12 protein-coding genes and 2 pseudogenes are annotated in these 11,345 nt (G+C 64.6%); 6 read left to right on the top strand and 8 right to left on the bottom strand.

The genetic code is table 11. The annotated features are described in order from the left end of the window. Window positions 1-916, bottom strand: a 916-nt coding sequence (locus JWN03_RS08140) for an amidohydrolase family protein (RefSeq protein WP_297612036.1), incomplete at its 3' end; no start/stop codon positions are given. Window positions 917-1,108: 192 nt separating this feature from the next. Here JWN03_RS08140 and JWN03_RS08135 point away from each other — a divergent pair. Continuing rightward, complete coding sequence (locus tag JWN03_RS08135) at window positions 1,109-1,909, top strand: GNAT family N-acetyltransferase (protein ID WP_297612033.1); 801 nt, start codon at window positions 1,109-1,111, stop codon at window positions 1,907-1,909. A gap of 410 nt (window positions 1,910-2,319) precedes the next feature. Here JWN03_RS08135 and JWN03_RS08130 read toward each other — a convergent pair whose 3' ends face one another. The 6 genes and pseudogenes from JWN03_RS08130 to JWN03_RS08110 all read right to left on the bottom strand — a co-directional run bounded on the left by JWN03_RS08130 (window position 2,320) and on the right by JWN03_RS08110 (window position 5,428). After that, a complete protein-coding gene (locus JWN03_RS08130; protein ID WP_366914375.1) occupies window positions 2,320-2,388 on the bottom strand; it encodes a hypothetical protein in 69 nt (22 codons plus the stop codon). 29 nt (window positions 2,389-2,417) lie between these two features. Further along, window positions 2,418-2,504, bottom strand: a pseudogene (locus JWN03_RS45775) (DUF1206 domain-containing protein); the annotation flags it as partial. Window positions 2,505-2,636: 132 nt separating this feature from the next. Next, a complete protein-coding gene (locus tag JWN03_RS08125) occupies window positions 2,637-4,262 on the bottom strand; it encodes a phospholipase D family protein (protein ID WP_441342952.1) in 1,626 nt (541 codons plus the stop codon). Further along, a complete protein-coding gene (locus JWN03_RS08120; protein ID WP_297612028.1) occupies window positions 4,263-4,862 on the bottom strand; it encodes a DUF899 family protein in 600 nt (199 codons plus the stop codon). 98 nt (window positions 4,863-4,960) lie between these two features. Further along, a complete protein-coding gene (locus JWN03_RS08115) occupies window positions 4,961-5,230 on the bottom strand; it encodes a hypothetical protein (protein ID WP_441342951.1) in 270 nt (89 codons plus the stop codon). A gap of 42 nt (window positions 5,231-5,272) precedes the next feature. Further along, window positions 5,273-5,428 (bottom strand): DUF6131 family protein, encoded by a 156-nt coding sequence (locus JWN03_RS08110; RefSeq protein WP_297612025.1) that lies wholly within the window; start codon window positions 5,426-5,428, stop codon window positions 5,273-5,275. Window positions 5,429-5,908: 480 nt separating this feature from the next. Between JWN03_RS08110 and JWN03_RS08105 the strand changes: the two genes are divergently transcribed. The 4 genes and pseudogenes from JWN03_RS08105 to JWN03_RS08085 all read left to right on the top strand — a co-directional run bounded on the left by JWN03_RS08105 (window position 5,909) and on the right by JWN03_RS08085 (window position 9,640). Continuing rightward, window positions 5,909-6,208 carry a hypothetical protein gene (locus tag JWN03_RS08105; protein WP_297612022.1) on the top strand — a complete coding sequence of 100 codons (300 nt, stop codon included), beginning with the start codon at window positions 5,909-5,911 and terminating at the stop codon, window positions 6,206-6,208. A gap of 8 nt (window positions 6,209-6,216) precedes the next feature. Beyond that, complete coding sequence (locus JWN03_RS08100; RefSeq protein ID WP_297612019.1) at window positions 6,217-7,422, top strand: AI-2E family transporter; 1,206 nt, start codon at window positions 6,217-6,219, stop codon at window positions 7,420-7,422. 27 nt (window positions 7,423-7,449) lie between these two features. Then, window positions 7,450-8,353, top strand: a pseudogene (locus JWN03_RS45770) (hypothetical protein); the annotation flags it as partial. Between the two features lie 624 nt (window positions 8,354-8,977). Continuing rightward, the gene (locus JWN03_RS08085) at window positions 8,978-9,640 is read left to right on the top strand and encodes a class I SAM-dependent methyltransferase (RefSeq protein ID WP_297612012.1); all 663 of its coding nucleotides are present in this window, start codon (window positions 8,978-8,980) and stop codon (window positions 9,638-9,640) included. 15 nt (window positions 9,641-9,655) lie between these two features. Here JWN03_RS08085 and JWN03_RS08080 read toward each other — a convergent pair whose 3' ends face one another. Further along, a complete protein-coding gene (locus tag JWN03_RS08080; protein WP_441342950.1) occupies window positions 9,656-10,189 on the bottom strand; it encodes a sigma-70 family RNA polymerase sigma factor in 534 nt (177 codons plus the stop codon). Window positions 10,190-10,600: 411 nt separating this feature from the next. Between JWN03_RS08080 and JWN03_RS08075 the strand changes: the two genes are divergently transcribed. Beyond that, window positions 10,601-11,335 carry a GAF and ANTAR domain-containing protein gene (locus tag JWN03_RS08075; protein WP_297612009.1) on the top strand — a complete coding sequence of 245 codons (735 nt, stop codon included), beginning with the start codon at window positions 10,601-10,603 and terminating at the stop codon, window positions 11,333-11,335. Window positions 11,336-11,345 lie beyond the last annotated feature (10 nt).

The following is an 11,345-nucleotide window of genomic DNA, read 5'->3' as shown; positions in this document are numbered from 1 at the left end:
ATGTCCGCCACTGCTCCGGATCGCTTTCCGCGGCGAACCGGCGGCGCGAAGTCCGATCGGTCAATCGATCGAGCACGTGGTCGAGTTCGGCGCCGCCGAACCAATCCGGCAGCATGCGCGCCAGGATGCTGCATCCACGCCGGTACGGGTAGGTGTCGTAGGTGATGTCGATGCCGCTGCGGCGGGCGGCGTCGATCAGCCCGACCAGCTGACCGCTCGGACCGTGGTAGTGCGAAACATGCACCGCTATGCGGGCTTTGCGGCCGATCTCGCAGGCCTCCACCATGCCCAGATCCGCCTGATGACCGTACCCGCGCATATGGGTCACGTAGGGCAGCTCCCGGCGCGCGGCCGGCGCGCAGAGCGCGGCAAGCTCGTGCACGGTGGCGAATCGGCCCGGCAGGTAGCCCAAGCCCGACGAAATGCCTGCCGCGCCTTGGTCGATGCCCTCCTCGACGAGCCGGACCATGGCCGCCAGCTGGTCCGAATCGGGCGCCTTCGGTGACCCCCGCATGACGCTGTACCTCACGGTCCCGTGCGGCACCAGGTACACCGTGTTCACCGCCGTCGTACGGCGATAGCCGTCGAGCAGTTCGGCGACGGTCAGCGACGGTCCGGAGCCGATCGACGACGATCCGGCCTCCCCCGCCCCAGCGACCCGGCAGCCGTTGACCGCGGCGAAATACCTTGACACCCAGGCTAATGCCGCCGAAGTGGCAGGGGCGAAAGACAGTCCGTCCTGGCCCAGCACCACGGTCGTCACACCCTGTCGCAGCAGAGCCAGTTGCGTGCCCTGCTCGTGAATGACCGCATCGGCGTGCAAATGAGCGTCGATGAAACCGGGAACTACGTAACGACCCGTTGCGTCGATCTCGTGCCGCGCATGCGCTTCGTCGCAGGCACCGATCTCACGCATCCGATCACCGACTACGCCGATGTCTGCACGGTAGCCAGGTCGTCCAGTTCCGTCTAATATCAGGCCGCCACGAATTAGCACATCGAAATGCATTGCCCCGGAAGATAACCGACCAATAACTGATCGGTGAATAGTCGAGGGCCGGTACGGTTTCATGATCCTTTTGAGCAACACTTTCACGTTTTGGCAGCCATGACCGAATTCATCAAGGTCAACGAGCTCAACGAGCTCGATAGCTGGTCTGACCCGATCACGCTGTATCGGGACGTATTCGGCTTGAAGCCGGACGATCCCGCCCCCAGTCCCCGGCTGCTCGCTGCCCTCGCCCACAATGGCGGAATTGTGCTCGGCGCCAAGGTTAATGGGCTATTAGCTGGATTCAGTTACACCTTCTTGGGACGCGACCTCGACGGTGAGAGCCACGCTGCCTCCGTCTATCACTATATGGAGTTACTGGTCGTCCGCGCGGAGCTACGGAACCTCGGGGTCGGCAGGGTACTGATGCATCGCCTGCGGGATATCTCGCTGGCCCGCGGCGTCGACACCGCCCGCTGGGCCTATGATCCGCTGCGCACCGACAATGCCTACTTCTACCTCGATGTTCTGGGCGCCCGCAGTCGCGGATTCGCGCCGAACCTCTACGGCGTCGAGGACACTGGACGCGATCGGGGCCGCCCCACCGACCGCATCCTGACCCATTGGGAACTGACCGCACCGCCCCACCGGCGCTGGCCACCGCCCCCGGCCGGCCTCGATATCGGAAACCCCGCCATCGACCCCCGAACCGGAACGGTGCTGCTCGCGGTGCCCTCGGTATACGGCGAGCATCCCAGCCGCGACCTCGTTGTCCGGCAGCAGCGGATTTGCGCGGTACTCGGCCATCTCCTCACGGACGGCTTCCAGGCCGTCTCATGCCGGCGGGCCGCCGACGGCCAGGCCGTCTACCGGCTCATCCGAGGCGATCTTGCCGAGCCATCGGGTCAACCCAAATAACTTGGAACAGAATCGCCAGATCCGGTTGGCGCCGAACGTCATCGGCGAATTGGGTCAACAGCTGCCATTTCGCCGGTCCCCCATCACAGGGCTTGCATATCAGCCAACGCGGATGAGCAATACCGCCCGGATGTCTCCCTAGCCTGAATACGAATCGTTCGCCAGCCTCGACACAACCCGTGCCGGAATCGGCTGACACGCTGACGAATTCGGACCAGGCGGGAGCCACCATGCAATTCGACACCGACGTACTCGCACTGATGGCGCTGCTGTGGTCGATCGCCATGCTCCTGTCAGTCGCTACGGCCGTACTTGCCCGCAAACCTCGAAAGCGAGCCGACGCTCGAAAAGTGATTACCTCACTGCTGCGATTTCGCCTACCACCCAGGTGAACGAATGGCCAAGCCCTGCTACATCTTGGTGTAGCGGGCCCTGACGAAGCTGTAGAGGCCGTAGGTGATGATGCCCAGCCCCGCCACGACGAGCAGGAACGCGCCGTAGGGTTGTGCGCCAAATAGCCGATGAGCAGATGCACGATGCCGCTCATAACGAAGCCGGCCCGGGCGAAACGCTCGAAGACGCCGTTCTGCGCAATCCGGCCCGCCCTGGACGACGAGTTGTCGGAGGACACCGCAGGCGATTCGGCGGAGGACACCTGGGAACGGTTGGCGTCAGACATAATTACTTCTTCGTGCACGTCGTGCGATGACGGTTGACTCGGCGACGGTCAGAAGCGATGTCGGCGCCGAAGGCCCCACGGCCGTCCGTCCGGGTCGTAGAACGTCCGATACAGCGGGGTTGCCCAAGTCAGGGTTGCCCGGCTGAGCCGAGGTGAATCATGGGGGCGCAGCCGGCCGGGCGGTCGCGGTCCCTGTTTCCCGCCGGCGTACCAGTGCGCGAGGCTCGCGGCGCTGTCGGCGAAGGCGGCGAACGCGGTACGGGGATCGACGAGGTCGGAGTCGTCGCCGGGGGCTCGTCCGAGGTGTTCCCGCGCCAGTTCGAGTCGCAGCTCGCGGGCGAAGAAGCGGGCCTCGTCACCGAATCGGCTCACCGACAGCGGGATTCGCGGATCACCGGCCTCGTCCAGTATCGCGCAGGACAGCTCGGAGTCATGGGTCCAGGATCTGCGGTTCAGGTTGCCCGAACCGACCGAAGCCCAGACGTCGTCGACGACACACACCTTGGCATGGACGTAAACCGGTGTGCCCGCTTCGTTTTCGATACCGTAGATCGCAACACGGTCGCCGCCGGCAGCGCGAATATGGTCGAGTGCGTGTTGCTGGCCCACCAGGTTGGGTGGCTGCGACAGTCGTCCGTCCTGGTCAGGACAACGGGGCACAACCGCGATGAGATGCAATCCGGGATTCGCGCGCAGCGCCGCAGCGAAACACGCGGCGACGTCCACCGACCAGAAGTACTGATCCTCGACGTAGATCAGCGTGTGGGCGCGCGCCATGGCCTTCTCGTAGGCGCGGGCGATGCTGCGTTCGCCCTCGGGAGCAAAGGGATACCGGGCCGCGCGCCGGTACGGATATGTCCGCAGCACCTGCACGGTGTGTGAACCTCGTGGGCGTGGATCGGGCAACTGCGCCGGCAGCGGTCCGGGCCTGGTGTCCTCACGGCGCAGCGCATCGATGATGCGGTCGATCGGGTTTCGGATCAACGGCGCCGGATCCTCCCACCGTTCCCGGAACACCGTTTCGATATCACCGACGGCGGGGCCACGGATCGCGAGCTGGATGTCGTGCCAGGGCGGGCGCGGGCCGTAAGCCGCCGCGAACGGCTGTGGCTGATCGTCGCCGTGGTGGTCGCCATCGTCACGTCGACTGTGGCACAGGTCGATTCCGCCGACAAAGGCGATATCGAGCTGCGGCCGGCCGGGATGACGGAGCACCATGAATTTCTGATGGTGCGACCCGCCCAGGCGCACCCGCATATCGCGCAGGCATTCGCCACCCGCGGCCTCGATCTCCTCACCGAGGTGGCGGTTCTGCTGCTCACTGAATGCGAAAGCGTCCAGGTGCGACCGCCAGACCAGGCCTTTCACCACCACCCCGCGAGTAGCGGTCTCGCACAGCAGGGTTGAGATCTCGATGCCCTCCGCGCTCATCGCCTGGTCCGGATCGCCACGCCAGTCGGTGAACAGCAGCAGATCTCCGGCACGCATCAATCGCACGCATCGCACGAGTTCGGCGAAATATGACACCCCATGGACCAGCGGACGGACCTCGTTGCCCGCGGTCCACGCCGCGCCGTCTCGGTGCCGCCGGTCCAGCCGGGTCACCCGATTTCCGCGCTCACCGGCACTGAGCAGCCAGCTTGCCACACTCACCCGGACCTCATGTCTGGTCATTCACTCGGCGCGTGCGGTCAGATCGAGCCAATAGCACCAGCTGCCAACGGTTTCGGCGCGCCGGGCGAACATGGAGTAGGCATGGAACAGGCGGGCGCCTTGGTGCTGAAAGGCGTGCCGGCCCGGGATATCACCGGGGTCGCGGTATTCGCGCCGCGCGTGGAAGTCGTAGTCGAAATCGCTGCCGAAGCAGGAGTACCAGGGGAACTCCCAGCCTCTGCGCGCCTGGTAGCTGCCGATCGCGGCCAGCGGCGCGTGCGAGACCGCGACCAGCGCGGTGTCCCGGCGCCGCAGCCGGGCGAGTAGATCGCTGGAAACCTCTTCGGCCGCAGCACTGCAACTGGCGCATTCCTGCGCCCCCTCGGGATCGAGCAGGAAGTGGCAGACCAGGAGCCTGCGCATACCGCCGAACAGATCCAGCAGGGTGGCCGTGCCGCCCGGGCCCTCGAAGACGTATCCCTTGTCCAGCTTGACCATCGGCAGTCGCCTGCGTTGCACCCCGACCGCATCACGGACACGGGTCGCTGCTCGGTCCTGAGCCAGCACCTCCTCGCGGCCGATCAGCCATTCGCCGCGGGAAGCGACCTGGGGCAGACTCATTGTGTCGTCAATTGTTCGCGGTGAACTCGTCATGGCGGTCCAAATGTGTCGGGACTGTGGAGAAGGGCGGCGTGCGGGGATCGCACACCGCCCGGCGATTACGGACTCGGTTGCGGCACATCGACGTGGCAGTCAGCGATCTTCGGGTTCATACCGAGATAGTTGAGAGGGCCGGCGACGATGGTTTCCGCGATGGTTCCGGTGCTCGCGCAGTTGGTGGGCGCACTGTCGTAGTAATGGCGCTGCCCGCCGGCAACGGCGCCGATGATCAGCCACACGAATACCAGCAGCGTGACGATGCCGGCGATCCCGATACTCGAGCGACTACCGCCCCGCGTTCTCTGGCGGTCGTTTGCGGAGGTTCTCATTGTCTAGCTCTAAACTTGAATACCGCAGTGCTGGTGCAGGTTTCAGTAGTAGTGACGTCGCCCGCCAACCGCGTGCCCGGCCATGCCTGCCAGCATGAGCACCGCACCGATCACAGCGACAATGACGCCGACGGTGACGAGCAGCGGGAAACCCAGCAGTAGTCCTACGACGATGAGAACGATTCCGAGAATGAGCATGAGCTGATACCTGATTTCTGAGATAGATGAGGTGTCACGCGGCAGAGGGTGATGATGCCGATGGAAGCGCAGTTATCAACGTTGGTCGCCACGTGGGTGCGATCGAACAGTGGGCCCACGCCACGTCTGCGGGGTGTGGGGCTGTTCGTCGACGCCCTGCCCGGCACCGTTGCCGGGTTCATCGGTCGCAGCATCGGCGCGGCCGGTGCAATTGGAGTGGGCCGGGCGGTTGTGCTGTGTGGTCATGGTTGACGCCCCGTGCTCGGATCTATTGCTTCTCTCAGTAGACGCCGCCCATAGCACTGTGTCAACACTGTAGACCTACAACGATTGACTACGATATAACCACGACGTCGAGGGGTGCTCAGCCCCGGGGAATTTCTCCGCGCCAACCGCACTTCAGTGTAGACCTACACTGTTGACATCAAGCGGGGGGAAGCGTGTACTGAAGACAGCAATCTGCCCCACCAGAGGTCCTTCATGATCACCGCTGTAGGTGTATTCGTACTCATCGTCGCCGTCATCGCCGGGCTTGCGGCAGTCTTTTCCACCGGCGGTGATCCGCACTCGCTGACCGGTGACTTCACCGTCCTGCGGTACCACGTCGCCGACAGCGCCAGCCTCGTCTTGCTGTGGGGCTCGGTTGTCGGTCTCATCGCACTGGTTCTACTGGGCCGAATGCTGGTTGATGCCAAGCGAATCGAACGTCGCAGACTGGAACAGGCACACGGTCCGGCAGCACCGCTGAGCCCGCCGATCGCTGCGGGAGTATCGAAATAGACGACACCATGAGCGGAGACCGCGAAAACGAACCGGCGGACGAGCCCGCCGGCGATGCCGCGGAAACGGGTCATAGCGACGCGGTTGCGCAGCCGCACACCGCGGACGAGGGTGAGCAGATGATCGCCGCGGAAGCGGCGGCGGCCCGGGCCAGCACGCAGGAGAATCCGCTCGGCAAGCCGGGACGGCGATTCGATCGGCGTTCGCCGTTCATGATCGGCCTGGCCGGCGCGGCCGGGGTCGCGGTGACCTTCGGCGTGATCCAGACGGTGCTCGCCGTGAGTCAGGTACTGGTACTGATCACCATCGCGCTGTTTCTGGCGATCGGTCTGGAACCCGCTGTGTCCTGGCTTGTTCGGCCGTGGTTTCCGCGATGGGCCGCGGTGACCACGGTGTCCGTGGTGGCCCTCGGCCTTTTCGCAGGGTTTCTCGCGGCCGCGATACCGCCGCTGGTGACGCAGGGCGGTGCGCTGGTCCACAATGCCCCGGGCTACGTCAGCCACCTCTCGCAGCGGTATCCGCTGATCGGCACACTCAATACCCGATTCCATCTACAGGACCGGCTTCAGCAAGGGCTCGGATCCGATCCCGCCGGTCTGATCGGCGGCGTCCTCGGCGCCGGTCGCGTGTTGTTCAGCATTGTCAGCGAGACAGTCATGGTCGCGGTGCTGACCTGCTACTTCATGGCCAATTTTCCGCAGGTCCGAGCCTATTTCTATCGGCTCTTCCCACGCTCGCGACGACCGCGCGCGATCCTGATCGGCGACGAGATCTTCGTCAAAGTGGGCGGCTATATCCTCGGGAACCTGGTCATCTCGCTCATTACCGCGATACTGGCTTTTGTGTGGCTGTCGATTTTCGATGTGCCGTACCCGCTGTTGCTCGCCGTCCTGGTCGCCATCCTGGACCTGATACCGGTGGTGGGCTCCAGCGTCGCCGGCATCATCGTGGTGCTGGTCTCGCTGACGGTATCGCTGCCGATAGCCGCCGCCACCATCAGCTTCTTCATCGTGCTGCGATTGCTCGAGGACTACCTGCTCGTCCCCCGAATCATCGGCAGGACAGTGCAAGTCCCCGCAATAGTGACCGTGGTGTCGGTCCTGCTCGGCGGCGCACTGCTCGGCATTGTCGGAGCGCTGCTCGCCATCCCGGTCGCCGCCGCGCTCTTGCTGATAATCCGGGAAACGGTGCTGCCCTCCCTGGATGAACGGTAGACAGGAGTCGATATGGAGCACTCCCGCGTGGCTGCGGATCCAGGTGCGAGGGCGGTCCGGGAGTCGGTGGGATATCGGTTGAAGCGCCGGCTGCTGGGTCCGCCCTTGGTGACCGACGAGCTGGCTGATCAGCGACTGTCCAAGCCGATCGCGCTCGGTGTGCTCTCACCTGATTGCATCTCCTCCCCCGCCTATGGCACCGAGGAGATGCTGCTGGAATTACTTCCGATCCTCGGCGTGCTGTCGTTCACCCTCGTACTGCCGATCACGGGGGTCGTGCTGGTCATCTTGTTGTTGATGACGCTGTCCTACCGCGAGATCGTGCAGGTCTACACCAAAGCCGGCGGGTCGTATGTGGTCGCCGGGGAGAACTTCGGCCCGCGGGTCGCCCAAATCGCGGCGGTGGCGCTGCTGATCGACTACGTGGTCACCGTCGGTGTTGTCGGGCTGATCGCTTTCGGCAATCTGCGTGGTCTGCGAGAAGCGGGGCGCGCCTTCGCTTTTCCCACCTACCTCTTCATCGGGGCCATGACGACGATGATCGTGGTCGGCATTGTGCGGGAGTTGCTCGGCGGCCTGACCGTGACCAAACGTGGTCACCGCCTGGTGTTCTCGAACGGCATCATCGTGCTCGCGGTGACGTCGGTGGCATTACTGGTGGTCACCGGAGCGAAGGTCAACTCGCTGGTGCCCTTCTATGCCATCGGAGTCTTCACCGGATTCACCATGGCTCGTGGTCGTGCTGTTCCCCCTGTTGGTGCCAGCCCTCATCAGGCTCAATCGTCGATATCGGGAGGAGGAGGCCGCGCCGGCGGTGCTGGCGCCGGTCTTCGACACCCAGCCCACCTACGAGCGCCACCTCGTGCTGCTGTTTGTCGACAATCTCGACCTCGCCACGCTGCGGGCGCTGCGGTACTCCCGTGGCATGAAGCCGGATACCTTGCGGGCCATACACTTTGCCATCGACAGCGCGCACGCCCGGCGGCTGGCGGCGAGCTGGAATGCGGTCGAGCACGGTGCTGTCGAATTGGAACTACTCCCCTGCCCCGATCGCCGCCTGCCGCATACGGCGCTACAGCTGATCGCCGCCGCGGCCGCCGATGCGAGCACCGAGGTCACCATTGTGCTGCCGCGCCGCACCTACAGCCCGATCGTCGGACGCCTGCTGCACGATCACACCGCCGACCACATAGCCGCGGTGGTCAGCGGCATTCCCAACGCCGCGGCAACCATTGTCCCGTTCGACGCCGACCTGCCTGTCAAGGAGCTCGCCCGCGCCCACCACAGCGGCGAAAGCTATGTCGACACTCGACTTCGCACCAAAGAGCCACCGGCACAGTGACATTCAGCAATCCGGCGCGGCCGTTGCGCATGCGCCGGTTCGAGAGGCACTGCGGCAACGACACCGAACACCTGTCAAAGCGTTTTCAGATCTAGATCTGCGTTGTCGATACCGTGTTCTGGGAGGCGTGTACTTGAAGCATCGGCGGATCGATGCCCGCTGCTGCGTGAACGGGGCTCGAGCCGCGGCGTCTGCGTGGAAAAGGGCTGTCCGATGCGACGACAAGACCAGGAACTGGTCCGGATCCAACACGAACGCTGGCAACAAGCCTACGAAGCCCATCCGCAGCTGTACGGCAACCAGCCCTCGGCGCCGGCGCTGTATGCGGCCGAGGTATTCCGGTCGGCCGGCGCGCATGACGTCCTGGAGCTGGGCGCAGGCCAGGGTCGCGACAGCCTGCATTTCGTGCGGCTCGGATTCGCTGTGCAGGCCGCCGATTTCAGCGATACCGGCCTCGAACAGCTGCGAGACCGCGCAGCGGCGGAGGGCGTGGAGGCTCCGTCCACAGTCGTGGTCGATGTACGCGGGCCGCTGCCGCAGGCGGACGCGTCCGTGGACGCGGTATTCGCACATATGCTGCTGTGTATGGCGCTGTCCACCAACGAAATCCACGCGCTGGTCAGCGAAGTTCGCCGCGTCCTGCGCCCGCACGGAACCTTCGTGTACACCGTGCGCCACACCGGTGACCCGTACTACGGCGTCGGAATCGCGCACGGCGACGACATTTTCGAGCACAACGGCTTCGCCGTGCACTTCTTCTACCGGTACCTTGTTGTCGACCTCGCCGAGGGCTGGCACCTGCGTGATATCCGCGCATTCGAAGAGGGCGAGCTACCGCGCCGCCTGTGGCGAATTACCCAGCGCCTGACCAGCTGAGACGAGCCTTTCGTCTTAGATCGGAGCGGTTCGGTAAGCGTTGCGGGCGACCAGCGCCTGGGTGACCTCGCCCAGATCGAAGCCCAGTTCGGCCGCGATCTGCCTGGCAATGGGCGGGCGGCCCAACTGCTGCGTCAGTGCCTCGGTGGCCGGGCCGAGCAGCTGCTGAATTTCTATGACTCGCCGCGGGACTCGCAGCTCCCAGGTGCCATCGCGGAAGAACCGGCGAACCTCACCGACAATGATGGGCACCGCGAAGGCCAGAAATGGCGCGCCATCAACGGGGTCGAAACGATCCACCGCGTGCACAAGCCCCAGACGGGCAACCTGCAGCAGGTCGTCGAAGGACGCACCGCGGCCGGCGAACCTGCGGGCAATCTGTTCGGCCAGCGGCAGGCACCGCGCGATCGCTTCCTCCCGCAAGACAATTCGGCCCGGAGCCGCCGCGCTGAGGCGGGTCAGATCGGCCAGCAGCGGTTCGATATCGCCGCAACGGCCGCCCCCGTAGTTCTTACGCGAAACACGAGGGCGGACAGCCGAATTCGGCATCACTGCCTGATTTCGGCGAAAATTTACGACGGGGCCCATCACCGGGGCAGACGTTGCGAGGGCGGAGGAATCCTGACGCCGCACTGCGCACGCCGACGGGCACTGCGCATGGCGTTGCCCGCGGGTTCCAGGGACTGGGATCCGGTGTACAGAATGCTGCCCTTCGTCGTCGCGCTGATGCGTTTCGACTGCCTGGGTCAAGGACAGCAGATGTATTCGAGCACACGATTTCTCGTGGAGCCGTGCCTGCTGTTATAGCCTAACAGTCACGGCTGGGGTCGGTACCGGTTGGAGTTCGAACCATCGGGTAAGACGGCAAGTGACCGGTCTCAATCCCACGCGCTATTCAAAGAATCGCGGTACTTCAATGAATGTGGCCGTGCGCCCGATGGCCTCGTTACGAGGGCGGTGATGGTCGTCGGTGAGTCCGACCCGACCAGTGACTCGGTAAGCAACGCTCGGGAGGCGCTGCTGTTCGCCTTGCACAACAGCGACGGCGCCCTGGACGCGGTGGCGCAGCTGGGTCGATCGTGTGTGGAACTACTACCGATCGACGGTGCCTCGATCTCACTGATGACCGACACCGACAGGCGCGAAACACTGTATGCCAGTGACGAAGTCGTCGCCAAGATCGAGGCGCTGCAATTCAGCCTCGGCGAAGGACCATGTTTCGAGGCGGTCCGGACCCGCCGCCCGGTACTGGTCGCGGACCTGCGCGCCGCCACGATCACGACGTGGCCGGTCTTCGCCGCGGAAATGGTCGGCCAGCCGGTCGGCGCGATCTTCGCATTTCCGCTGATCCGCGGCGTGATCAGTTTCGGCGCGATGGATCTCTATCGCGAAGAGTCCGGCTGGCTGTCCACCGCCGATGTGGCCATTGCCCTGCAAGTCGTCGATATCGTGACCCTCGCCCTGCTCGGGATGCGCCCGAGCACCTCGGATGCGGTGTGGTGGACCGATCTGCCGGCAAATCGCACACAGGTACACCAGGCGACCGGGATGCTCATTGCCGCACTCGACATCTCCGCGGACCACGCACTCGCGCGGCTGCGCGGATACGCATTCGCTACCGGACGTCTGGTCGACGATGTCGCGGATGATCTGGTCGCTCGTCGTATCGACCCCCTCGCCCTGGATCAGCCTTGAACGGAGATAG

The organism is Nocardia sp. (assembly GCF_025465275.1).
Taxonomy (GTDB): domain Bacteria; phylum Actinomycetota; class Actinomycetes; order Mycobacteriales; family Mycobacteriaceae; genus Nocardia.
The sequence above is the reverse complement of the archived record's forward strand: the minus strand, read 5'-3'. Positions and strand labels throughout refer to the sequence as shown.